Origin of the sequence: Paenibacillus sp. Dod16 (assembly GCF_049893405.1) — a bacterium.
Taxonomy (GTDB): domain Bacteria; phylum Bacillota; class Bacilli; order Paenibacillales; family Paenibacillaceae; genus Paenibacillus_AQ.
Genome location: NZ_JBNDYG010000054.1, coordinates 46,230 through 70,726 on the forward strand (window position 1 = coordinate 46,230; position 24,497 = coordinate 70,726).

Genomic DNA, 24,497 nt, shown 5'->3' on the forward strand with positions numbered 1-24,497 from the left:
AAATGAGCAATATCAAAAAAATTCTTATCGCCGTTTCCTTCCTTGTGTTGGTATTTTCTCTCGTCAATATTGCGAGAATTTCCCTGCGGGATTATGCTGAGAAACAGAAAATCGAAGAGCTGGCAACAGCTTGGGAGGAAGGATCGAACAAAGGCGGAGGGGCTGCATCCCCCTCCGTTTTGTTCAAAAAGGCGAATGAGCCGGTCATGCTTCCCGAATTTCGAGAGCTTTACGAGAGGAACTCGGACATCGTCGGCTGGCTGAAGATGGACGGCACCCGAATTGAGTACCCGGTCATGCAGAATCCACAGGATGCGGAGTACTATCTCAATCATGATTTCGATAAAAAGGAAAACAAAGGCGGCCTCCCTTTTTTGGACGCGCATAGCCGGACCAACGGTTCGGACATTGTGCTGATTCATGGGCATCACATGAAAAGCGGCTGGATGTTTAAAGATTTAATGAAGTACAAGAACGAAAGCTTTTATAGAGAGCATGCAACGTTCCAGTTCAGTACGCTTTACGAAAAGGAAGAGTATGAGATTGTAGCCGTTATTCTGTCAAAAGTTTATCGCAAATCGGACGATGTTTTTAAATACTACCAGATTGAGAATGTAAGTACGCCGGCCGAGTTCGATTCGTATGTTCAGAACATCAAAAAACTCGCTCTTTATGACACAGGCGTAACAGCCCGGTATGGCGATAAACTTATTGTACTGTCCACCTGCGAGTACTCGACCGAAAACGGCCGGTTAGCGGTGGTCGCCCGAAAGCGTTCATGACGATGTTGAAATACAGAGTGAAGCTGTTCTATATCGCGTTCTCCTTTGGAGGACGCGATTTTTTTAGGCTTTATTTGATCCAGTTTGGGGCATCCGTTTAGGTACTCTTTTTTTTCGGCGATGGACCCGTTAAGCTGAACCGCATCTATGGCAGGTTCTTTTCAAACGGCGGTGTTCGGACTCGCACTTCCTTGCGAAGGTGAGGAGCTCGTTGCTTGCGTGTTCTGGTGGACGTCGGTAGTTGGATCTGGCAGAGCTGCCGGCGTTTTGCTCACGGAGTCACGCAAGATTTAAGGCCATCCCGTATAGGATGGCCTTAAATCTTGCCTTAGAAGGTCGCAGAAAGGGCGGATGCTTGTCAGAAGGCGCCGAATCGGCTACCTGCAGCCACGTCTTTGGGGGATATACGTTCAATCTCCGCCAGATCGTCAGTTGACAGCGTCACTTGCAGCGCTCCAAGATTCTCTTGCACGCGGTCCAACCGTTTCGTTCCCGGAATAGGCACGATTTGCTCGTCTTGTGCCAAGAGCCAGGCTAGACTCAATTGGGCGGGGGTGCAGCCTTTTTGAGAGGCCATTTTCTCGATCAGGGAGACGACTTCAACGTTCTTGGCGAAGTTCTCGCCTTGGAATCGCGGGTAATAGCGCCGATAGTCGTCTTCCGGCAAATCCTCAAATTTCTTGATTTGGCCGGTCAGAAAGCCGCGGCCAAGCGGGCTGTAAGGGACTAGACCGATACGCAGCTCCCTAAGAACCGGGAGAACTTCGTCCTCTACCTCCCTACTCCATAGGGAAAATTCGGTTTCGACTGCGGTTAAGGGATGTACCGCATGAGCCCGTCGAATAATATCGACTGGCGCTTCCGACAATCCGATGTATCGAATCTTCCCTTGCTTTACGAGGTCAGACATCGTGCCGACTGTTTCCTCAATAGGGGTATTGGGGTCGGGGCGATGCTGGTAATAGAGATCAATGTAATCCAGTCCCAGGCTATAAAGGCTGGCATCAACGGATTTCTTGATGTAGGCGGGATCCCCTTTCGGACCTTGACCGTGCGTGATCCCGAATTTGGTGGCGATAACGGCCTCATCGCGCCGAGCTTTAAGCGCACGTCCGACAAGCTTCTCATTTCCCCCGAACCGCCCGAGCATGTATTCCGTCCCATAAAGGTCGGCTGTATCAAACATCGTCACGCCCATATCCAATGCTCCCTGAATCGTACGCACGGATTCGTCGTTGTCAGGCATCATCATGGTTCCAAGGCTGATGGCCGACACTTCAAGACCTTCTTCTCCTAGTTTTCTTTGCTGCAGCATAGGTACCCCTCATTTCTGACGTTAGGATTATTCGAATATGAGCCCATTCTAATCGATCCTTACCAAGGCAACCACACAACGTTTTTACTAGTAAAAATATTAACGGTCAGCACCCGGATCCTCTGTAGCCGGGGTGTAAATGCAGATGTGGATATCCGGGCGGTCAGACAAATTCACCAACGAATGGATATCATAAGCAATAGGTTGATGGATACCGGGGGGCTGCAAAACAATCCGGTTGACCTTTTTGAGTTGAACATCGTATTGTCCCCACATTCGATCGAATTCAGGGCTGTTCTGAGTAAGCTGCTCTACTGCCGTCTCAAACCAAGGGTCATCCCGGTGTTTATCGTAATAAGTTCGGAACACGCCCACCGAATAACTCGAGAATTCTTCTATATTCACGATGCGATTGCGCATTTCCGTATCTTCGAACAACAAACGCATGAAATAACGTTCTTGGACAGGAATGGAAGCAAAGTCGGTGAACGTCTCCTGAGCTGCCTTGTTCCAAGCGAGCACTTCGCTTCTCTCATTGGTGATGTGAGAAGGGTACGTCAATTGATCTATAATCTTCTGCATATGCGGATCTACGACGGCTGGGCCCGCAAAAGGCGTCTCGAATGCATGCGGGTTCCAGAGCTGGTATAAATGACTCTTCTCGGCTGGAGATAATCGGAGTGCTTGGGCGATGCTGTCGATCACATCTTTGGACGGGGTTAAATCCCGCCCTTGCTCCAGCCACGTATAGTAGGTGACGCTCACGCCTGCTAGTAAGGAGACTTCCTCGCGCCGCAGTCCGGGCGTCTTCCGTTGCCCGTTGGCGAATTCCAGGCCCGCATCCTTCGGCGAAAGTCGTTCTCTGCGTGATTTGAGAAACGCTCCCATTGCCTTTGCTTTGCTGTTAGTAACAGTCATAGATCAATCACCACCTGAATGTTTGGTATTGAGCTTCATTTGATAACAAATAATCGCTTTAGAATTACGATATTATTTTACTATATATAGACTCCTGATGTGGTTGATGAAGGTGCGGCAAAAATAATGGAGAATAATGGATTAACTGTCGCCAAGGCGAAGTTTGTGAATAAAAAAGGAAAGAACCCCCCGAGTCTGGAGAGTTCTGTTTATTGAGTACGATTGACTTATCCACTGTAAGGAATGGCATCAAAAAACGGGGTCACGGCGTAGGTGGTTTACCAGACGCGGAAGACCCCGTTTTGGTACTCTCCGCAAGCCTGGTAATCGACTCAATGTCTTGATCGGTTAAATGATCAAGGAAATATTTGCGTATTGCCTTGGAAACTATGGGACGGGCATCATCCAATGCCGCTTCTCCAATAGAAGTGATGATGACTTGAACACCGCGATCCGTGTCTAACGGCTTCCTCATCACAAGTCCGCGTTTTTCCATCCGCGTCAAATGGTGTGACAGTCGACTCTTGTCCCAGTCCATCGAGTCGGCTAATTCCTGTTGGCGAAGGTTGCCGTTCCCCAAAAGGACTAACCGATCCAACACCCCATAATCACCCTCTGACAGTCCTGTCTGCTCGCACATCTCTTTTATTACGCGACCGAAGATGCTCTGAAAGGAGCCCTTCCACATATGCCATATTCGCAGTTCCTCTTGGTTTAGCTCGTTCTTGTTCATAGGAACATCATAGCATGGTTGACGCGTCAACTACAATATGCTACAGTTGACGAAGGTTGACATGTCAACTGAAACTGCCGGTTTATTTCAGGAACCAGCTTGACCGCTTTCTCCCCGTAACGGTTTGGCTAATCTTTTTTCAAGAAAGGAACATTTATTATGAAAATTAAAGTTAGTGTGCCTACTCCAGTCGTTTCGGTGAAGCCGCTAGTCCTATCAGCGCCGGACCGTGGCGAGGATCTGCAAGTGCGAGTGTCTGCGCCCGCGACTGGGAGTGAATTGCCTATTATCGTTTTCTCGCACGGCTTTGGCTGGTCGTTGGATGGCTACGGCCCGTTGGCCGACTACTGGGCTGCTCACGGTTTCGTGGTCATTCAACCTACCCATCTCGATTCGAGGACGCTGAACCTTCCTCCTGAAGATCCCCGTACGCCACGGATCTGGCGTTTCCGAGTCGAGGACATGAAGCGCATCCTCGACCAGCTTGATCAACTTGAAGCTTCCGTTCCCGGTCTCAGTGGACGCCTCGATCGAAGCCGTATTGCGGCAGCCGGACACTCCTGGGGGGGCCAGACAGTGAGCATGCTGCTCGGCGCGCGAGTTCTCGATACCCACGGCGAGCCGGGAGAGGATATGTCCGACTCACGAATCAAGGCGGGCGTGCTGCTTGCCACGACTGGCAAGGGTGGTGCTGACTTGAGCCCGTTCGCGGCAGAGCACTTCCCCTTCATGAACCCAAGCTTCGCCGAGATGAGCACGCCGACCCTCGTGGTAGCGGGAGATCATGACCAGTCCCAACTGTCCACTCGGGGACCGGACTGGTTCACCGACCCGTACTTCCTGAGCCCGGGCAGCAAGAGCCTGCTCACCCTCTTCGGAGCCGAGCACTCGCTTGGCGGGATCCCCGGTTACAGCGCTGCGGAGACGACGGACGAGAGCCCCGAACGAGTCGCCTTGATCCAGCAGATCACGTTGGCCTATCTTCGAAATGAGCTCGACCTCGACGACTCCAGCTGGCCAGCCGCTCGCGCGGCTCTAGAAGAGAGTGATATCCCGCTGGGGCGCATCGAGTCCAAATAAGGGAATGACGATCGCACGAGCTTGTAGTAGCGTTTCATGTCGCTGTCATAAGCTTGGACCAATAGCTTGTGTTCAAAATGAGAGCGCAAAAAAATTCTGGCAGAGCGCCCCGATTTCACTTGAACCTTACGTAACGTAACGTTTTACAATAGAGCTACCGGTACATAGCTAGCGCCAAAGAGTGGGGATGGTTCAGAAGCGACATTGGAAGGTCGGGCGCCTTGCCAAGCTGACGGGGCTTACCGTACGAACTTTGCGGTTTTATGATCAAATCGGGGGTTCACTCCGTCGGGACAAACGGAATCCGGCCACAGGCCAAGGTGCATTCTCTGACGAACATAATACGCCGGAAATACGAGAGCACGGTACAAACATCATGTTGGACACACTGGGCAAGTAGTAGAAGAGGAGGTAAGAACATGACAATAGGTGAAAATGAACTTATGGCTTCGCGCGAGTACGATGTCCCACAGGAGCTTGTGTTTCGGGCATGGACAACCCCAGATTTATTAGCCAAGTGGTGGGGACCGAAAGGCTTCAAGAATACGTTTCACGAGTGCGATATGAGGACGGGAGGTACGTGGAAGTTCACCATGCACGGACCGGATGGCGTGGATTATCCTAACCATAATGTCTTTGTTGAGTTCGTGCCGACGGAGCGGGTCGTGATTGATCATCTGAACGTTCACGAATTTCGGGTAACGGCTACCTTCGAGGACTTCGATGGCCGGACCAGGGTCACCTTCCGGCAACTTTTCAAGAAAAAAGAGGAGTTTGAAAAAGCGAAGCCGATCTGCATAGAAGCTAATGAACAGCAGCTTGACCGGCTTGGCATGGTGCTGGCGGAATTGGTCGATAGCTTTGTAAAGTGATCTCTGCATTTACCCAAAAAGACTGCTACTTAAGTAGTGACTCTAAAATTGTCGCCGTTCACGATCCCTGCCGGGAATCGGACGGCGATTTTTGTTATGCTGGATCTAGAGAAGTTGATATGGGAGGCAGAGAGGGCAAGATGAAAAAGATACTGATCGTAGATGATGAAGCCGATCTGCGCAAACTGCTCACGGATTACTTTGAAATAAACAGTTATTTCGTGATGACTGCGAAGAACAGTAATGAAGCGCTTCGGCAAATTGAAGATCAACCGGATCTTGTGCTGCTGGATATCAATATGCCGGAGCTTGACGGTCTGGAATTATGCAGGAAAATCCGGCATTTTGTGTCCTGTCCGATCCTGTTTCTAACCGCCCGCGGCGAGGATGCGGATAAAATATCGGGATTTCAGGCCGGAGGGGACGACTATATAGCCAAACCGTTCAGTCTTCATGAGTTGGGTGCGAGGGTAGAGGCACATTTGCGCAGGGAGATGCGAAGCCAAACGAAAACGTCCGTAAGGTTTAGCGAAGATTTGGTCATAGATTATTCGGCTCGCGCGCTTTACATCCACGATGTACAAATTCCCTTGGCCAAAAAAGAGTTCGATATTATAGAGCTATTGTCCATGCATCCCGGAATGGTGTTTGACAAAGAGCGCATTTTTGAAAAAGTGTGGGGACTGGACGGCGAAGGCGACAGCGCCGTAATAGCGGAGCATATCAGGCGAATACGTATCAAATTAAAAGAGCATGGCTGCGGCGACAGGATTGAAACTGTATGGGGAGTGGGTTACAAATGGCGAAAATGATAAACTGGCTGAGCCTGAAGCGGTTAACCTTGCTGCAATCGTTCATCCTATTATGCTGCCTTACGCTCATCGCCGTTCTAGTCGTCATCACATTGGAGTTTAGATGGGCGGAAAGTATACGGTTGCGGTTTGCCGGCTATTCTTCCGTGAACGATTGGTTGCTGCCTTCCCTCGTTGCGGTTGTCCTGTTAACGGTTGCCGTCGGCATCGTCCTGATGGGCAGCTTGTTTTATCGGTGGAAACTGAAAAAACCGCTTGAAATCTTGATGCTGGCATCAGAGAAAATTTCGGCGAACGATTTGGGGTTTCATATTTCTTACGACAGCCGGGATGAGATGGGGGAATTATGCCGTGTATTTGAGAACATGCGCGGTCAGTTGGAGAAGAACCACCAAACGCTCTGGCGATCGGTTGAGGAACGGAAACAACTTAACGCTATTTTTGCTCACGATCTGAGAACGCCCCTTTCCGTTCTGAAAGGGTACTCCGAATTTCTGATCGCTTACTTGCCGGAGCGCAAAATATCCGAGGAGAAACTCTTGGACACGATACAAACGATGCAGGCGCATATCGTCCGTCTTGAAAGCTACACGGAGGCGATGAATTCTATTCAGAAGCTGGAGGATATGCCGGTGCAGAGCCGTATGATTGAAACGGATGAACTCATCTCCTTGCTGAATGACAGCGCGGGCCAAATTACCGGACGGAATGGTAAGACTTTCGGTTCATCCATTGCCGCGGAAGCGAACGAAATAACGGTCGATGTCCATTTGGCGATGCAGGTTTTTGAGAATTTGATCGTAAATGCAGCGCGTTATGCCTCAAGTCACGTAAGCGTTCATTATAACGTCGGCAAGGGCTTCTTTTCTATAACCGTCACGGATGACGGTGCAGGTTTTTCCGAAGTGGCGCTCCGCAAGGCCGTACTTCCTTTTTATCGCGGAGAGGTATGGGATGCCAATGAACATCACGGACTGGGGCTTTACATTTGCAAAGTTCTTTGCGAAAAGCATGAGGGTAGCCTGCTGGTAGCCAACGGCCTCCATGGCGGTGGGAACGTAACGGCAAGTTTTTTGTACGGAGTTGATAAATAGTTGAAAAAGATCGATTAGCATTTTCCTTAACATGAATTAAGGAGTGCTAGTATGAGAACCGTAGAGAAGAAAATGTGGCTAGTCTTAAGTTGTTTCCTGCTAATGATGGGCATCCTGGCCAGACCCGCTTCCGCCGTTGAAGTCCGAAGCAAAGCCGAAGTCCAGCAGGAAATCGATCAGTACGTCAAAAAAACGATGAGCGCCAATCATATTCAGGGTGCGGCCCTTGCCATCGTTCATAACGAAGAGGTGTTCTATACGCAAGGATACGGCGCTATGCCAGAGGGCCGTGATATAAACGACCGCACCCCCTTTCCTATTGCTTCGTTAAGCAAATCTTTTACAGCACTGGCTGTCCTTCAACTGGTGGACAATGGACTAATCGAGCTTGATGCGCCGTACGCATCTTATTTCCCCGACCTTGCACCTAAGGACGAGCGCATTCGGGATATTACCGTTCGGGATTTGCTCAACCAGACAAGCGGTCTGAATGACAAGGTGAATCCCGACATGACCCGTTCGTCCCCATATCAATCGCTCCGACAGGTTAACGAGTCGTTGAACACGGTTCAGCTAGCCAATGATCCTGGAGCAGCCTATAGCTACCACAATCCGAATTATCAATACTTGGCTTTGTTGGTCGAAACAATGAGCGGACAGAACTTCTCCGATTACTTGGAGGATCATATCTTTGAGCCTCTGGGGATGAGAGATACCCTTAATGTAAACAACACGCGGCAGATCAATGAGAACTCCGCCATTCCGCGGGGACATTATATATTGCTCGGCCATCCTGTAAGCCAGTCTGAACCTTCTTGGTTCGTTGACGGGCCCGCCGGTATGATTTCGACAGCCGAAGATATGGCCAAGTGGATGCTCGCCCAATATAATGGCAGGCTTCTTACGCCAGAGCTGATGGAGCAGTACCATACGGCCGGACAGAACGGCCCGTATGGAATGGGGTGGCTTGCGGAAGAGGATGAGCAAGGGGGCCGGACGATTTCCCATAGCGGAATTTTATGGACGTATAAGGCGGAAGAGACGATCTTTTTGGATCAGCGGCTGGGCATTGCGTTGATGTTTGACTCCGGTTTAAACGCCTTTGTCGATTATTCGGCGTTTGTCGACGGAATCGCAAAGATTATGAAGGGAGAAAAGACCGAATCGACGATTGTCAACAGCAAAAACATGGAGGCGGTTATGATTCTGCTGGTGCTTGCGACGATTGCTTGGGGGATATATAGGCTCTATCGGATCCATCGAAGCAAAAAGGCCATGACAACCGGGAAATGGATTGTTTCATTAGCCGGAGGACTGCTGCCTATCTTGATTCTTCTGTTTCTGTCGCCGTTAGCTACATTTATTGGCGCCGGGCGAGTATTGCCTTGGTATGGACTATGGACTGCCATGTCATCGCTGATCATATGGCTGGTTGTATTATCGCTTGTGAATGTAACGGTTATGGTATGCCGTTTCAGGTTATATTACCAGGCGAGGAAGATGAAGGGAATAACAATCTCACCTTATCCAGAAAACCCTTCAAGATAACCCTACGTAAGCAACTACCCAATCTGATTCCCCAAATTCAGGTGAAAAGTAGCTAGATCGGGACAAACGATCCGGCGTAACTAGGAGACAGATGTTTGGAAAGGAGCTGCCGAGGCATGCTCCTTTCTTATTTTCCTCTTAGCAAATTTGTCCGCTATCAGCGTGTATATTTTTTGTATAGATAAAGTTGTTAAATTGATGTATTAGGGCGAGTCGGTGAGTGCCCGTTACTAAGGATTCATTCAAGGATTTGAGCAGCAAAGAAGTATATTAAATTACACGAATGCGCCCGCTTTATTTCATGGTGGAGGTCGAAACTTTAATGATGATAAAACAAACGGTAACGGACGAGTTAGTTGTCAGAGCGATGGAACGGAATCTGGCTATGATCCGTTTTGACACGGATCGAAAGGTGGCTTATGTAAACGAGGTATTCGCCAAGACCATGGGATATTCGGTTGAGGCAATACAGAAAATGCAGCATCGAAACTTTTGCTTTGACTCCTTTACTAATTCACCGGACTACGAGCAGTTCTGGGAAGCACTACGGTCCGGGCAAAGCTTTCAGGATAAGGTTGAACGGAAAAATGCCCGCGGTGAAACGGTATGGCTGGAGGCTACCTACATCCCGGTATATGACGAGCAGGAGTCCGAGGTCATCGGTGTCTCCAAAATCGCAACAGATATTACGGAACGCCAATTCAGCCTCACCTCAGTGGTTAAGGAATTGGAGACGACCTCCCAAATATTAAGCCAGCCGGCAGAAGTCGGCATCAGCAGGAGCCGGGAGCTTCTGCTTAGTGTAGACCGGATTGCTGAGGTTTCGGAGGATAATACGCTTACACTTAAGGGCCTGCAGGAGCAGGCCAGATCAATACAGGGAATTGTGCATACCATCCGTGATATTGCATCTCAAACTAACTTGCTCTCCCTAAATGCAGCCATCGAGGCAGCCCATGCGGGTCCGCATGGCAGAGGATTTGAGGTTGTAGCAACAGAGGTACGCAAGCTGTCGAGCGAGGTATCGGAGTCCATCATCCGAGTGCAGGGCACCATTAGTGGCATTACCAAGGAAATATCCGAGATTTCAAACGGTATTAGCCGTATCCAGTCATCTATCGTGGAAGGGCAGCAACAGATACGCGTGACTATGGAAGACTTCGACAGCATTGTTGCCCTTGCTCAAAAGCTGGACGATCAAGCACGAAGTGTTACTGAAAACATCTAACATACATTCCAATGACGGTGATCTATATATCTCAAATTGGTAGAAAGACCGGGTTCAGAGGCTCGGTCTTTTTAGTGCTTTCTTACAAGTTCCTAACCTGTACAGTTTTTGTACAGAATGGAATGATACAATTCGCGAGGGGGTTAGAACCCTAGGTGCAGATGCTCTTTTTGGCATATGGGTTTACTCCTGAGTGAATGGAGGTTATGCGGTTTGAACATGCGAAGTGGACACAAAGTCTTATGGATAGGGCTTGCTATATTGTTAAGCGCCGCCATGGGAATCGGGGGGTATTTGATCCAGGCCAAAGGGGATATTTCAACGAAACGTTTTATTACGATGAACATGACCAACCCGAATGGCACGCTGGCTACCTATTTACAGGAAGCCCAGTCGGTTAATCCTGAATTGGCAGCAGGGCGAGAGGCGCTCTCCGAATCTATTGGGTTTTGGATGCAGGCAGCGCTGGAAAGCCGCGATCTTGCCGAGTTTGAGAAGAGTTATGACATATTAACCCGCTATTTTATCGCGAATCGCCATTATATTGTGTGGAAACTCAATCCCGAAGGTAAGGCCCAAGTCAGCACGAACGCGCTTGGCGACGATTTACGGATTATCGGGGCTCTACTGGAAGGTGCTCGGATATGGGAGGGCCATTCCGAATGGAAGGAGACGGCCAGGGAGCTTACGGAAACCTTGTTAAGCAGATCCCAAAATAACGGGTATCTGGTGGATTTCTACGATTTCTCCAGGCAGGAAATGCCCGATACGCTGAGTCTGCCCTATGTGGATCTTCCGGCACTCAAAGGGCTCCAGAACGAAGGCATCCTGGATCAGGAAACGTACATTCGATATCATTCCCTGCTTCGGAACATGCCGGATGACGGTGTGTTCTATCCCAAGTCCTTTAATGTAGTGACCAGGGAGTATACCTATGAAGCTAAGGTGAATTTAATCGATCAGCTGCTGATTGCGATGTATGCCGGGGAAACGGGAAGGGACCAAGCGCCGCTGCACCAATTTCTGAAGAAGGAGTTCGAGCAGGCGGGGAAATTGGCGGGACAGTATACACGGGCCGACCGAAAGGCTGCGGTAAATTACGAGTCTCCGTCGGTGTATGGCCTTGCGATCAACTTTGCGCTTCAAAGGGGAGACAGGCCATTTGCAGCAAAACTGTACAAACGGATGCAAACCTTCAAGGGAAAGGACGCACGTTATCCCGGAGGATATGTATTCGGAAAAAATACGCATATTTTTGATAACTTGCTTCCTTTATTAGGCGAATATGCTTTTCAACGAGGTGGACATGGAAAATAAAAAATTGATCCAGCGCATGGTCTGGGGATACGTACTGCTGATTGGTTTAGCGCTCCTGCAGGAGCTGTTGCTCTATATTAATGTCTTTAGAGACTCGTCTTTTACGCTGCTTGAACTGGGATTCAGTGTCGGATGCCTTGCGGCTCTGCTGCTCGGTTTCTTGGTTCCTCCCGGGGTCTCTGTCGTTAGTATTTTTGTTTATATCGTTGCTTATTTTGTATGGCTTACGACGTATGCCGAGGTCGATGTGCTGTCCATCTCCTGGCTATGGCTGCTGCCGGCCAACGTGGCCGCGGCCACATTTATCAAATCCGGGCTGATTCGCAATAAACGGCTGATGGAGCGGCTTGAGGAGCTGCAGCGAAGGAACCCGGAAGTGGACTTGGCAACCTCGCTGGGCAATAAGGGAGCCTTTAAAGAAACGCTGATCAAGCAGTCCAACTTGGCCAATCGTTATTCGGATACGTATAACTTCTGCCTGGCCATGTTTAAAATCGAATTTCTGCCGATGGTGCGGGAATCCCTCGGTTCCCAAGGCTACGCTCAGCTGCTCGCTTCCTTATCGGAAGGGATACGGAATCATATTCGTTACGAGGATTACAAGTTTGGCCTTGATGAGGGGCGATTTGTCGTGCTGCTCCCCATGACGAACCAGGAGTATCTAAAGGCATTGACGGACCGGATCAAGCACGCGCTGATGGACATGCCGTTCCAGGACCGGAAAGGCGGGGAGCTGAAGCTGGTAATCCGTACGGGAGCGCTGGTGTTTGCTAAGGAGCAGTTCAGTAAACATGAAGATGCGGATGCTGTCATTGCCGCACTCGAACGCAATACGGAGACCGATTTGATCGGAGAGTATATATAAATCATGGCCAATATATTTAGTTAAGCGGCAGGAGGAGGAAGAAATGTCTTACAGCGAATGGTTTATTCCGCTTTGCAAAATCATCAGCCTGATGTTTACCCTTGCGGTACTGGGGCTGTTCATTGCAACGATGGCCCTTCGAGTTCGCGTACATCGAAAATACGACCGGAGGAAGATTCGTGGCTGACTTATTATTAATGTTTTGTATTGTTAGCATTTGGGCTGCCGTGTTGGAGTCGATCCTGATTATGGGGGGAGCGGTCCGGTTTATTTTCAGGCAGAGCCGTAGGGAGTGGACCATTCCTGATGTGGATGAGATGGAGCATTTCCCTAAGGTAACCGTCATGGTGCCTGCGCACAATGAAGAATTGGTGATCGCGGCAACGGCGGAAAATATTTTGCGGCTTAATTACCCGAAGGATAAGGTGCAGCTCATTGTCATTGCCGATAACTGCAGTGATGATACTGCCGGTAAATTGAAGGCTTTGAGAAGCAAGGAAGCGTATCGAGATCGGGACTTTATGATCTTTGAACGTACAGGAACGGGCGGCAAGTCCGGAGCGCTTAATGATGCGCTGGAGTATGCGAAGAACGAGTGGATTTGTATCTTTGACGCGGATGCGGCACCGGAGCGGAACGCCTTGTACTTCTTAATCGAAAAAGCAATGGAAGACCCTGAAACCTACGGAGCGGTATTTGGACGGAACAAGGCCAGAAACCGCGGGCAGAATTTCCTCTCCAAATGCATTAATCTCGAGCTTGTGACCGCGCAGCGAATCTATCATACCGGATTGTGGGAGCTGTTTAAGCTGGGGACGATTCCGGGAACGAATTTTATTGTGAAAACGGAGCTGATGCGCGAGATCGGCGGCTGGGATACGGAGGCCATTACAGAGGATACGGCCATCTCGTTCGAGATTATGACAAGGGGACAACTGATCGCCCTGGCTCCTCAGGCGGAAGCTTATCAGCAGGAGCCGGAGCAGCTCAGCGTGTATTTGAAGCAGCGGGAACGATGGGCCAAGGGGAATTTTTCGGTCGTGATCGAGAACATCCATCATTTGTTTAATCGGTCAAGCTGGCGGATCAAGCTGCAAGTGCTGTACTACGCGGCGAGTTATTTCTGGTTTTTATTATCCATTATCGTGTCGGATATCATCATCGTTGTCAACTTGGCCTACTGGGTGATTGCGCTGTTCAATCCGGATGTGGTGTCACCGTTCCAGTTTGCCGATGATGTATACGTCTACCTGATGGTGGCTTGGGGATTGATGTATTACCTATTTGTGCTGCAGATTAATCTGGCGCTGGCAACCGATGTCGGGCAAAGCACAACCCAGAATTTCATTCTGTCCTGCCTATCGTATTTCACGTATGCTCAGCTATTTCTGCTCATTTCCCTGCGCGCGCTCTATTCGTTTGTCGTAGACAAAGTAACAGGGAGAAAAGCCAAGTGGTACAAAACGCAGCGGTTTGGATAAGGGAATTGTGAGGCCAGCTTTGGTATAATGGGCCGGAGGAGGGGAAGAACATGCACACGATGGAGAGCTTAAAAAAGCAATTAGAACAGCTGGGCATTGACAGCAAAGGGACGCTGTTGGTCCACTCTTCGATGAAGAGTATAGGGCCGGTCGAGGGTGGCGCGGACACGGTTCTGGATGCGTTGACAGCCTATATGAAGGATGGGCTGCTGGTGTTACCTACTCATACATGGTCTTACATCAATGCGGATAATCCGAAATTTTACGTGGATCAGTCACCTTCTTGTGTCGGGATCTTACCCGAGCTTTTCCGCAAACGGCCTGGTGTGGTGCGTTCGCTGCACCCTACTCATTCCGTGGCGGCATTAGGTCAGGATGCCAAAGCGTTCACAAACGACGATCATCGTTTCGATACGCCATGCGCTAGAGGTTCTGCCTGGGGGAAGCTGCTCGACCGAAGGGCGACCATATTGCTAGTAGGGGTCGATTTAAAGCGCAACACTTTTATTCATGGAGTCGAAGAGTGGGTGGACATTCCAGTCAGGTTAACGGATGACCATGAGAAGCTGTATACGGTGTTACCGGATGGGACGGAAATCCCCGTGCCTTCCCGCAGGCATTGCGGGTTATCGTGGTCGGAGCATTTCTGGAAGGTCGATGAGGTTCTGGAGAGTCGGGGCGCGATGCATAAGGGACATCTTGGCGATGCCGTTGTCCGGGTATGCGATGCGGCCGCGGTGGCGGATGTCATTACGGAAATGCTTAAGGACAATCCGGATTTGTTCTCGGATAATCATCCCTTGGACCATACAATGAATAAGGTTTAGATTAGATTTGATATCGAGATCAATCTGCTTTTCCTCAAATTGTTCATAGAAGGACAAGAAGACTTCTTCAACCAATTTGGAGAGAGAGCGAAGACCATGCCAGTTCCTTCTGATTCATTTCAATGCGTGCCAGGTCGTAAAAGTGGGGGGGGGGAATCAATCGCTCTTACTAAATGTTACGGTAGTATCTCTTTTGTTCCCCATTATTGGCCCTATGGTTGGTACGAAACATATAAGTCTGGATCCGTTTAAAAATATTCTCCATACTTGGCCACGAAACTTTGGTGTAGCGGTTAAGCTTAACCGAGAACCAACGATAGCTGATCTGCTGAAGAAAGGCCGTCGATGATGTCGACGGCCTTCTGTTTGCCCTGATTTCATTAACATTGCGCGGTTGCAACCCGGAGCAGGCACCGGTTACCGGCAGCGACATGTCTGGCAAAGCTTACCCGGTTTACTCCGGTGTTCCTTGCGTTACCCCATGAACATACGTAAGCCAAGGCGTGTCCAGGGCTCCTTGCCCCGGGTTATAGGTAAAGAAGTACTCGACCGTATCCCCATGCTTCAGGTTATTGACAGGGTAGGTATAGCTGCCGTTCCCCGTTGGGGCCATGGCTACGTTTAATTGCCCGCCATTATTGATCTTATAATGTAAATCGGCAAAGGTCGCGCCATTGACATAGAACAGCAGGTCATCGCCGATCTTCTTCAGGCCCTTCGCCTCATCACCGATGACAATCACGGTGGATGGTGCCGGTACAACGGTAATCGAAGCGCTAACTGTTTTATTACCGTCAGCGGTTGTCGCCGTGACGGTTGTCGTGCCCGGAGAGAGCCCGGTCACGAGACCGTTTGCGCTCACGGATGCGATGCCGCTGCTCGCAACCGACCACGTGACCTGCTTATTCGTTGCATTGGACGGCGCCACGCTGGCGTTTAGTTGAACACTCTGACCGACTTTCACCTGTGCCGTGGTCGGATTCACCGTTACGCCGGTAACAGACACGTTTCCTGGATTCTGGCCACCGCCTTGCCCTTCTTTATAAACACGGACATAGTCCACCTGCATCGTTGTAGGGATATCGGACGGATCCGGGGTCCGGCCGCCGTCAAAGCTACCGCCGATCGCCAGGTTCATAATGAGGTAGAACGGCTGATCGAATGGGGCGTTCGGATTGTTCGGCGCAGCTGCGGAATACCATTGATCGCGGGTTACCTTAAAGAAGAACTTGCCATCCACATACCATTTAATATTGTCCTCTTCCCAGACGACCGAATAGACATGATAGTCATTGGCAAAGGTTTGCCCTTCAGGGAAGTGATACTCACCGGAAAGATGCCGGTTCGTCGGCCATTGGCCCCCAAAGTGTACGGCGCCGCTCGTCGCTCCAGGCAAGCGTCCCCTTGCTTCCATCACATCGATTTCGCCGGAGGATGCCCATGTTCCGTACACATGATCCTGGGGAAGCATCCAGAGCGCAGGCCAGATGCCGTTGCCGGTAGGCAGCTTGGCACGGAAATCCACTCGGCCGTATGTGAGGGAGAAATGATCTTTGGTGTTAATTTTGCCAGAGGAGTATTGTGCATACCGATTTGGATCCTGCGGAAAGGATTTTGGCTCATTCAAGGCCTTGATATTAAGCTTTCCGTCCTGTACAAATACATTTTGCGCACTATTGGTATAGTGCTGCAGCTCCGAGTTGCCCCAACCCCAGGTATTCGGATCATCATTGAGATAATACCCTGTTTCATAATTCCATTTGCTGTTATCGAGCGTCGTCCCGTTAAACTCATCCTGCCAGATGAGATTCATGTCCTCGATGGCAGAGTCGCTTGGCGTTCCGATCGGAATATCCTCCTGGTCGGTTACATCCGGACGCGGAGCATCCGGGTTGCCAATCAAGGTATAGTTAACGTAATTGCTGCCCACACTTCCACCTGCCTGCCCATTTAGCGGATAGCCGATACGGATCTGCATATCCTCCTGGATCGGCTGGAACCATAGGCCATAGATATGGTCGGCCCAATATCCCCACTGGTTGGCATCGGACATGTTATTGTAGCCATTAGCGGCATATATAAATCCGCTCTGGCTTGAATTGTCCAGATCCACCCATTGCCCGTTGATGTTAATCTGGTATACGAAATTGTCAAGCTCTGTGCCGATTGGAGCGCCTCCATCAATCTTAGGCAGCGGGATGCCGATAGCGCCGCTTGCATCAGCTGTAAAGGTCGTTCCTTCATAAGGCGTAAGGACATAAGAGTTTCTTACGGGCTCATTAAAGGTGATCGTATACACGATGTTAGCCGAAGAGGTCTTCGATTCTAATTTGACGTTAATCGATTCCGTTACGTTAAACCAATAGCCGCCGCCTCCATCGGTAAATTGACCAAAGTTCTGATCATAGATCCAGCCGCTGGCTGCATTGTTATCAATATCGATCCATTGGCTGCTGTTGACAGGCTTCACATACACTTTCAAATCATCCGCTACGGCCGCATAGGTTATGGACGGATCGTTATTGAATATCGGATAGGTAAAGCCGGCACCGCCCGTAAATCCTGCTGTAATTTGCGGTCCTTGCGTCGGAGTCATCGCCGTGATGGTTGTTTTGTTGATGTTTTCAAAGACGAGTGAATATTCAAGCGTGACCCCATTGGCTTTGGAGTACAGCTGAATCTCCGTTGTTGCGGAGAGCGTGAACCAATAGCCGGTAAAGCCGCCGTCGTTCCAGTGGCCCCAGTTCTGGTTATAGACAAAGCTGCCGACACTGTCGATATCGACCCAGCTGCCATTTACTCTCACCTTTACTCCCAGGTCCTGGGCAACATCATTCCAGGTGGCAGAGCCACCGTTGAATAGCGGCATGACAAAACCGTAGCTGGCCTGCCCGACTCCTGATTTTGTGATGACAGGTCCGTCCGCAGCTGAAAAATAAGACATCGAGGTGATGGTGGTTCCAGCAGCGTCAGCTGCCTGAATCTTCAAAGTCGGCAATAAGCCGATGCCAGCCAGCATTATGACCGCCAAGAACAAACTCAATACCTTTTGCCTATACCGCCTTTCCGAAATTTGAGATCGCTTCATAAATACCCTCCCTTAAAAAAATATGGATTCTCCCAGACTATGCGCGTAATGGAAAACGCTTACATCGAAGGAATATCTTTATTCTATCGAATTTCATAATCAGAAGGATAGGTACCATATTTTTGATTGGGCCCCATAATTTCGGGTTTATATACTAGCCCTATGGCAGCGTTAGTCCCAAGACGGTCAGAATGAGCGCAACGGTCATCAAGATCCAGCTGGGATGAAGGCGACGCATTACCCAAAAAGAGATGATTGCACCGTACAGAAAAGAACTGCCAGCTAGCAGACCCGTCACGAGTCTTGCCTCCTGCCCGAACCAGATCGCGGCTGCAATCAAAAAGAGCCCGCTGAGTAACCAGTTGAATGTGCTGAAATGTAAAAGCAGCGTCCCAAGCCTTCGCAGCGGCGCAGATATGCGCCCATCCGCTTCAAAAACCGTCTCCATCGGCTTAATGATCACCCGTTTCATGAGAATGCCGTGTGCCACTGCCGTGCCGCCGCCGATGACACCGGCTGTAGTCAAGACCATACTATTCCAATCCATAACCATGCACCTCCAACCAAATATTAATACGATTTCGTAGTAATTACTGGAAATCAATGTAACACTGTGCATGAAGTGCTGTCAATCATAGGTTTTACCTGCTAATAAAAACATCGTATTAAAAAATCGGCAGGTGATTGATTTTATTACGAAATCGTATTAAAGTAAGGGCAGACGTATTATTGCGAAATCGTACGAAAAGGAGTGACCGGTATCCAACACCTATATGACCTTTTCCTCAAGACCGGTCTGCGTCCGTTTGCTTTTATGACCGATACGCTTCAGCTCGAACAAAAAGTGACTCGCTCCGATATGTCAACGCTGCTTATTTTGCTCCTCCGCGGAGATTTGACGATGTCGCAGCTGGCCTCCGAGATGGGGGCGCCTTTAAGTTCGATGACAAGCATAGCTAAACGGCTTGAACGTAAAGGCTTGATTGCACGGGCTACGTCTGCACAAGATCAACGGGTTAAGCTCGTCACGCTGACGCAGGAAGGTCTGCAGCTGGCAAAGGAATGGGAGCAAATCATGATGGCGATGCTGAGCAGATTGGAGACGGCATTTACGCCTGAGGAAATGGAGCAATTCACGACACTACTGTTCAAGGCAGCCAGAGTCTTCCAGGATGGGGGACCTGTAACGCTTCAAGAAAAGAAACGTCACTCTGTAAAGATTCAGATTGAGGAATAACCGGTTCAAGCCGGATTTTCTCGGCTATTTACTACGAAATCGTACTAAAAGGAGCGGATGGATATGAGGATCATCATCTACACAGGCAAAGGTGGCGTCGGCAAGACGAGTATTGCGGCGGCGACGGCAGTGAAAATGGCCAAACAAGGCAAACGGACCCTTATTCTCAGCACAGATGCGGCACATAGCTTAGCAGATTCGCTGGCGGTACCGATCGGACCGGATCCCGTCCAAATCAGCGACAACTTGTGGGGGCAGGAAGTGAACGCGATCCGCGAGACGGAGCGCAATTGGGGAACCGTCCAGGGCTGGATCACGAAATTACTCGACAAAGCGCAGCTTAAAGATGTCACTACAGAAGAAATGCTCGTGTTCCCAGGCATGGAGGAGCTTTTCAGTTTGCTGAAAATCAAGGAACATGCTGAAAGCGGGCAATATGACGTACTGGTGGTGGATTGCGCCCCGACCGGAGAGACGCTGCGGCTGCTTAGCTATCCAAACGTATTGAATTGGTGGCTGGAGAAGATATTCCCGACTGAACGCAAATTGATCAAGATCGTGCGGCCCGTGGCCAAAATTGTAAAGGATATCGATCTTCCTTCGGATGACGTGCTGGACAGCATCGAGCGGTTAGCACGCGGCTTGGAGGAAATGCAGCGGCTCGTTCTGGATCCGGAGATCACGTCGGTCAGGATCGTGCTGAATCCGGAGAAGATGGTGCTTGCCGAAGCGAAGCGCTCCTTTACCTATTTGAATCTGTTCGGGTTCAATACGGATGCCATTATCGTTAATCGGGTGCTGCCGGATGAGGCAGGGAAAGGATTCTTCGCGCATTGGCGGGACATTCAAAAGAAATACGAGGAAGAAATCGTATTGAACTTTCAGCCGCTTCCGATTCTGAAGGCGCCTATGATGCAAAAGGAAGTTATCGGACTCCCTATTCTTGAGGAATTAGCGGATATCGTTTATGGAGAGCAGGTTCCTTCTGCCATGTTATATCGTGGCAGAACGGAGACGATCCGGGAGGATGATGGAGACATGCTGCTGGAGCTTACCATTCCTTTTGTCGAGAAGGCGGATCTTGATTTAACGCAGACAGGTGGCGAATTAACGGTAGATGCAGGCGCCTACAAACGCAAGGTCATCCTACCAAGAACGCTGATGGGCCGCGAAGTTATAGGCGCAAGGTATGCGAAGGACCGTCTTATCATCCGTTTCGGCAAACGGGAATTGACTGCACAAGGAAAGGTTGAAGATCAATGAGAAGCGCAGAGCTTAGGAGGGAACGAATGATGGAAAATCTGCTTCGAGTGGAGCGTTTGTTGGAAAATCTGGAGCGACATCAAACCAAGGAGCATGTAAAAAACGCGGTCAAGGAATGGCTGCTTGCATCGCGATCCGTGATCGACAGTGTCATCGACACGATTGAGGAGGAAAAAGCCCCTCCTGTTGCCCGCAAAATTAATATTTCAAAAGACTAGCAACGATTAGCATTTCCATTTCGCGTTCGGTCAGAACGAACGGGATGCCATTCCTTGCCGCCTTCGCAATTCATCAATTCCATACTAGAATACGTTTATGCCGCGTTCGGTGGCATGAAGCGGAGTGCCGCATTAGTGGGCCTCGGAAAGCGCGTGATTTATTTCTTTGAGCTTCATAAAGATGCAAATTTCAATTGCCGGGTTTACGGAAAGGGTGTACACTGGGTGCCGAAGTGACCATTATAGAACAGGGTGTGTTTCATATTTTCAGACTGCGCCAATTCTATTTAAATCATCTGAAGCGAAAAATGTTCAACAAAATCGTTGTGCTGTATTCGACCGTCATGATCGTGCTGTTCGCGATTGCGGCAACCCTGGTTTATCAATACCAGACGCAGCGCATTCTCCGCGAGCAGACCGATGCGAATCTTAAATCCGCGCATGTTCTGAATATTTATTTAAGCCGGCAGTATGAGGGCATACAGAATATATTTCAGCAGATTTACGGAGATGCCACGCTGAGCGATGAGTTGATCTATTTTTTGAACCACGAATATGAGAGTTACCTGAAATACCGCCTGGATTTGTACACCAGGACGGGAGAACAGCGTTTGCGCTCTTTCAATACCTTGCTGAAAAATTACCTGGAGCAGGAATCAAGCGCCAGAAGCGTGTCGATCTACAGCTATCCGAACAATTTCTACATGCATATCAGCCGGACCAACCAGCAGCTGAATAATGAAGCGGGCTCCAAGAACAAGTGGGAGACCTGGTTCGCCCGCCGGGAGCAGCACAGCTGGGATACCATGCCGCAGAACGAGTCTTCGCATTCACCGGGAGGCTCCAGTCCAAGATCGTATTCTTATTCGAGAGAGCTGAAGGACCCGTGGACCCTGAATCGGGTGGGGATGATGAATGTGGAGTTCGACGCCCGGCAAATTTCATCCTGGCTGGAGAGCCGCGTTTCGGTCAAAGGCCGGATCCTGGTGTTGAACGCACAGGAAACCGTGATTTACGATTCGGAGGACGAGTACTACGGTCAAACCTATCCCTACCACCTGGAGCAGGAGAAAGCCGGGGACTGGGTTCAGCTGGATGAACCCTCCAAAGTGAACATATTGAATGTCGGCAATGCGGGCCTGTCGGTGGTGGGCATTGTGTCGCAATCTTTGATTAAAGAGAGCACGGAGAGTCTCAGAACCGGACTGATTCTGGTCACCCTGGTGTTTATGGCGGCCAGTTTTGCGATTACGTTTACGATCGTTCGCAAGTTCTCCAAAAAAGTGCAGCGGATTATCCGCTCGATGAACCGGATCGGCGAAGGGGACCTGTCGACGCGCATTCAAATGTCCGGCGAAGACGAGCTTCAGCAGATTTCCCGCCGGTTTAACGACATGGGCGACCGTTTGGAGCAATATATCGATAAAATGTATACCTCGGAGATCAAGCAAAAAAACGCGGAGCTGGTTGCCCTGCAATCCCAGATCAACCCCCATTTTCTATACAATACGCTTGAATCCATTCGCATGAAGGCGTACTTCGTGGGGGCAAAGGAAGTGGGGCAGATGATATACAGCTTGTCGGTTATGTTCAAGAACATGGTAAAGAAAAGCACGGTGGTTACCGTTGAAGAGGAAATGGACATGTGTTCCGTTTATCTCGACTTGTTCCGCATTCGCTATGATGGCCGGCTGGAGACGGAGATCGAGGTGGATCCGGAAATCCAAAGTGCCAGCATTATCAAGCTGCTGGTCCAGCCGATCGTGGAAAACTATATCGTTCACGGATTTCGTCCGCTGGAAGACAACAATAAAATTTCAGTCCGAGCTTATGGGGCAGGGGACCGGGTTGTGATCATCGTATCGGACAATGGAACGGGCATTCCGGAGGAAAAGCTGACCCAAATTCGCGGCACGCTGAACAAGGTTCTCCAGCCTCCCGAAAAGGGCCATCGTTCGATCGGGCTGATGAACGTGCATGAACGAATCGTGCTGAACTACGGGAATGATTACGGAGTGACTATAAACAGTACGGAAGGACAGGGAACCGAGGTCCGCATGGAAATACCGATGCTTCGCAAGGGGGAGACGACATGAGGAAGGTATTTTTTGTTGATGACGAGCCTTTGATCGCTCAGGGCTTAGCCACCATTGTGGATTGGCAGGACTACGACCTGCATGTGTCTGGTTCGGCCAACGATGGGTTACAGGCGCTTGAGAGGTTGAAGGAAGAGCCCGTGGATCTGCTGATCACGGACATTATGATGCCCAGAATGAACGGGCTCGAGCTGATCAAGAAGGTAAAGGAAATGCATCCCCGCACCAAATTCATAGTGCTGAGCGGGTACGAAGAATTTGAATATGTGAAGGTGGGGATCACGCTCGGCATTCAGAATTACATTTTGAAGCCGATCAACATTGAGGAGCTGGAAGCCACCATTAAGCATATCCGAGGCGATTGGGAGCGCGAGGAATTGAAACGGTTTCGCTCCGAGGAGGATTGGAAGATTCTCCGCAGCAATATTTTGCAGCGATGGGTCAACGGCGACATCAAAAGCTCGGAATTAAAACAAAGAGCCGAGCTTCTCGGAATTCCGCTGAATTATGTGTCTTACCAGGTTTACGTATTGCGGCTCATATCTGACGAACGCCCGGTATCCCAGCTCTATCGCTTGACCAGCCTAGCCGATGAATATTGCCGGGCTTTCTCGGAAGAGCTTGGGGGAGATCATGAGGTGATCTGCTTCCCCGATGCGGATGACGATATCGTCGTGATGTCGGTCGCGATGACTGAACGGAGGGATGCCGCGCGGGAGGGTATGAGAAATGCCATGGTCAAGCTGAGGGAGCTGACTGGCTTGCGCATGTGGTGCTCCGAAGGAAATGCGGGATTCAATGATTTCAAAGACATTCAGGAGAGCTACAGGAAGGCGAAGAGCCACTTCAACGCCTGCCTGATTGCCGGAGATGACATGACGCTGTACAGTCCGCCTGCGGAACCGGAGACCGTTCAGGCTTCTTCGCCGTCCGCTCGCCCCGACACGTTCGCGAAGCTGCTGATCGAGGGAGACGTTCCGTCCTTGCAGGCTTATATCGAGTCCGTTCTCGGCGGTGACAGCGGGGAGCAGACGGTACCCCGGGGAAGCTGCTTGAATGCGGCAGTCCAGCTGATGATCGCGGCGAAGGATATGGAGAAGAACCCGGATTACAGCGAGGTGTTTACGCCAATGCACCGGATTAATACGCTCCAGGGACTCCGAAATCATGTGTGGCGTATCGTCGAGCGCAGCCTTGCGCGCCTGGAAGAAGCGGATCAGGGCTATAGCCTGCATGTCTCGTTCCTTGTAGAGCAGGTCCAGCACCATTATCCGGAAGAGCTTTCCCTGAAGACGCTGAGCCAGCGGCTGCAGATGCATCCGAATTATTTGGGGCAGCTTTTTCAGCAGGAGGTCGGAGCAAGCTTCTCGGATTATTTGAACCAGTACCGCATCGAGAAAGCCACGCAGCTCCTGTTACATACCGATCAAAAGACGGCGGATATTGCGTTCAGCGTAGGTTATACGGACAGCTCGTACTTTTACAGGCAGTTCAAAAAATATACGGGCGTGTCTCCAACTGAAATGAGGTCCATGTATCGGATCTAAATAAACCGTAAACCGTCTAGTGACAGGCTTAGGGCTGATTAAAATGTACCCCGTAGAGTAGACACCTAAAAAAGGTCTACTCTACGGGGTACTTTTCTATATACTTAAGGAAATAAAATTCGGGGAGAAAACCATGAGTATTAAGTTATTTAGTCAACGTGATGTGAACAAGATAA

At 50.0% G+C, this 24,497-nt stretch carries 23 protein-coding genes and 2 pseudogenes; 20 read left to right on the forward strand and 5 right to left on the reverse strand.

Going from position 1 to position 24,497, the window contains the following annotated elements; genetic code table 11:
- The first annotated feature begins 2 nt into the window (after positions 1–2).
- Entirely contained in the window at positions 3–782 is a 780-nt protein-coding gene (gene srtB / locus ACPV3A_RS31220) for a class B sortase (RefSeq protein ID WP_426203569.1), read from the forward strand.
- Between the two features lie 147 nt (positions 783–929).
- Positions 930–1,076: a hypothetical protein gene (locus ACPV3A_RS31225; RefSeq protein ID WP_426203571.1), complete on the forward strand. Its 147-nt coding sequence runs from the start codon at positions 930–932 to the stop codon at positions 1,074–1,076.
- 64 nt (positions 1,077–1,140) lie between these two features.
- On the opposite strand, the gene ACPV3A_RS31230 is transcribed toward ACPV3A_RS31225, so the two are convergent.
- From ACPV3A_RS31230 to ACPV3A_RS31240, 3 genes are all read right to left on the reverse strand, one after another.
- Positions 1,141–2,094 carry an aldo/keto reductase gene (locus tag ACPV3A_RS31230; RefSeq protein ID WP_426203605.1) on the reverse strand — a complete coding sequence of 318 codons (954 nt, stop codon included), beginning with the start codon at positions 2,092–2,094 and terminating at the stop codon, positions 1,141–1,143.
- A gap of 102 nt (positions 2,095–2,196) precedes the next feature.
- Entirely contained in the window at positions 2,197–3,015 is an 819-nt protein-coding gene (locus ACPV3A_RS31235) for a helix-turn-helix transcriptional regulator (protein ID WP_339220700.1), read from the reverse strand.
- Positions 3,016–3,277: 262 nt separating this feature from the next.
- Complete coding sequence (locus tag ACPV3A_RS31240; RefSeq protein WP_426203574.1) at positions 3,278–3,748, reverse strand: MarR family winged helix-turn-helix transcriptional regulator; 471 nt, start codon at positions 3,746–3,748, stop codon at positions 3,278–3,280.
- A 159-nt stretch (positions 3,749–3,907) separates the two neighbouring features.
- Here ACPV3A_RS31240 and ACPV3A_RS31245 point away from each other — a divergent pair, with 159 nt between their 5' ends.
- The 13 genes and pseudogenes from ACPV3A_RS31245 to ACPV3A_RS31305 all read left to right on the forward strand — a co-directional run bounded on the left by ACPV3A_RS31245 (position 3,908) and on the right by ACPV3A_RS31305 (position 14,872).
- On the forward strand, positions 3,908–4,828 hold the full coding sequence (locus ACPV3A_RS31245) for an alpha/beta hydrolase family protein (protein WP_426203575.1): 921 nt from the start codon (positions 3,908–3,910) through the stop codon (positions 4,826–4,828).
- A 187-nt stretch (positions 4,829–5,015) separates the two neighbouring features.
- A pseudogene (locus ACPV3A_RS31250) lies at positions 5,016–5,111 on the forward strand (MerR family DNA-binding transcriptional regulator); the annotation flags it as partial.
- A gap of 27 nt (positions 5,112–5,138) precedes the next feature.
- Positions 5,139–5,228 (forward strand): annotated as a pseudogene (locus ACPV3A_RS31255) (polyketide cyclase); the annotation flags it as partial.
- 19 nt (positions 5,229–5,247) lie between these two features.
- Positions 5,248–5,700, forward strand: a complete 453-nt coding sequence (locus tag ACPV3A_RS31260) for an SRPBCC domain-containing protein (protein ID WP_426203577.1) — start codon at positions 5,248–5,250, stop codon at positions 5,698–5,700.
- Between the two features lie 140 nt (positions 5,701–5,840).
- A complete protein-coding gene (locus tag ACPV3A_RS31265; protein WP_194540214.1) occupies positions 5,841–6,512 on the forward strand; it encodes a response regulator transcription factor in 672 nt (223 codons plus the stop codon).
- Positions 6,500–7,606 (forward strand): HAMP domain-containing sensor histidine kinase, encoded by a 1,107-nt coding sequence (locus ACPV3A_RS31270; RefSeq protein ID WP_426203580.1) that lies wholly within the window; start codon positions 6,500–6,502, stop codon positions 7,604–7,606. Before ACPV3A_RS31265 ends, ACPV3A_RS31270 begins: the two co-directional genes overlap by 13 nt.
- Positions 7,607–7,657: 51 nt before the next feature.
- The gene (locus tag ACPV3A_RS31275) at positions 7,658–9,154 is read left to right on the forward strand and encodes a serine hydrolase domain-containing protein (RefSeq protein WP_426203582.1); all 1,497 of its coding nucleotides are present in this window, start codon (positions 7,658–7,660) and stop codon (positions 9,152–9,154) included.
- Positions 9,155–9,476: 322 nt separating this feature from the next.
- Positions 9,477–10,382 carry a methyl-accepting chemotaxis protein gene (locus tag ACPV3A_RS31280; RefSeq protein ID WP_426203584.1) on the forward strand — a complete coding sequence of 302 codons (906 nt, stop codon included), beginning with the start codon at positions 9,477–9,479 and terminating at the stop codon, positions 10,380–10,382.
- Between the two features lie 219 nt (positions 10,383–10,601).
- Positions 10,602–11,699, forward strand: coding sequence for a glycosyl hydrolase (locus ACPV3A_RS31285; protein ID WP_426203607.1), 1,098 nt, complete (start codon positions 10,602–10,604; stop codon positions 11,697–11,699).
- The gene (locus ACPV3A_RS31290) at positions 11,689–12,564 is read left to right on the forward strand and encodes a GGDEF domain-containing protein (RefSeq protein ID WP_426203587.1); all 876 of its coding nucleotides are present in this window, start codon (positions 11,689–11,691) and stop codon (positions 12,562–12,564) included. Before ACPV3A_RS31285 ends, ACPV3A_RS31290 begins: the two co-directional genes overlap by 11 nt.
- A 43-nt stretch (positions 12,565–12,607) precedes the next feature.
- Positions 12,608–12,751 carry a hypothetical protein gene (locus tag ACPV3A_RS31295; RefSeq protein ID WP_220687098.1) on the forward strand — a complete coding sequence of 48 codons (144 nt, stop codon included), beginning with the start codon at positions 12,608–12,610 and terminating at the stop codon, positions 12,749–12,751.
- Positions 12,744–14,045: a glycosyltransferase family 2 protein gene (locus ACPV3A_RS31300; protein WP_220687099.1), complete on the forward strand. Its 1,302-nt coding sequence runs from the start codon at positions 12,744–12,746 to the stop codon at positions 14,043–14,045. The genes ACPV3A_RS31295 and ACPV3A_RS31300 overlap by 8 nt, the downstream gene beginning before the upstream one ends.
- A 50-nt stretch (positions 14,046–14,095) precedes the next feature.
- Positions 14,096–14,872 carry an AAC(3) family N-acetyltransferase gene (locus tag ACPV3A_RS31305; protein WP_426203590.1) on the forward strand — a complete coding sequence of 259 codons (777 nt, stop codon included), beginning with the start codon at positions 14,096–14,098 and terminating at the stop codon, positions 14,870–14,872.
- 454 nt (positions 14,873–15,326) lie between these two features.
- On the opposite strand, the gene ACPV3A_RS31310 is transcribed toward ACPV3A_RS31305, so the two are convergent.
- Both ACPV3A_RS31310 and ACPV3A_RS31315 read right to left on the reverse strand, forming a co-directional pair.
- Entirely contained in the window at positions 15,327–17,960 is a 2,634-nt protein-coding gene (locus ACPV3A_RS31310; RefSeq protein WP_426203592.1) for a family 16 glycosylhydrolase, read from the reverse strand.
- A gap of 160 nt (positions 17,961–18,120) precedes the next feature.
- Positions 18,121–18,507: a hypothetical protein gene (locus tag ACPV3A_RS31315; protein WP_426203594.1), complete on the reverse strand. Its 387-nt coding sequence runs from the start codon at positions 18,505–18,507 to the stop codon at positions 18,121–18,123.
- Between the two features lie 204 nt (positions 18,508–18,711).
- On the opposite strand from ACPV3A_RS31315, the gene ACPV3A_RS31320 reads away from it, so the two are divergent.
- The 5 genes from ACPV3A_RS31320 to ACPV3A_RS31340 all read left to right on the forward strand — a co-directional run bounded on the left by ACPV3A_RS31320 (position 18,712) and on the right by ACPV3A_RS31340 (position 24,321).
- The gene (locus ACPV3A_RS31320; protein ID WP_233354695.1) at positions 18,712–19,197 is read left to right on the forward strand and encodes a MarR family winged helix-turn-helix transcriptional regulator; all 486 of its coding nucleotides are present in this window, start codon (positions 18,712–18,714) and stop codon (positions 19,195–19,197) included.
- Between the two features lie 63 nt (positions 19,198–19,260).
- Positions 19,261–20,460 carry an ArsA family ATPase gene (locus ACPV3A_RS31325; RefSeq protein ID WP_426203597.1) on the forward strand — a complete coding sequence of 400 codons (1,200 nt, stop codon included), beginning with the start codon at positions 19,261–19,263 and terminating at the stop codon, positions 20,458–20,460.
- Positions 20,461–20,486: 26 nt separating this feature from the next.
- Positions 20,487–20,678 carry a hypothetical protein gene (locus tag ACPV3A_RS31330; RefSeq protein WP_339295185.1) on the forward strand — a complete coding sequence of 64 codons (192 nt, stop codon included), beginning with the start codon at positions 20,487–20,489 and terminating at the stop codon, positions 20,676–20,678.
- 194 nt (positions 20,679–20,872) lie between these two features.
- Entirely contained in the window at positions 20,873–22,774 is a 1,902-nt protein-coding gene (locus ACPV3A_RS31335) for a sensor histidine kinase (protein WP_259445606.1), read from the forward strand.
- The gene (locus tag ACPV3A_RS31340) at positions 22,771–24,321 is read left to right on the forward strand and encodes a response regulator transcription factor (RefSeq protein ID WP_194540188.1); all 1,551 of its coding nucleotides are present in this window, start codon (positions 22,771–22,773) and stop codon (positions 24,319–24,321) included. The genes ACPV3A_RS31335 and ACPV3A_RS31340 overlap by 4 nt, the downstream gene beginning before the upstream one ends.
- Positions 24,322–24,497: the final 176 nt, after the last annotated feature.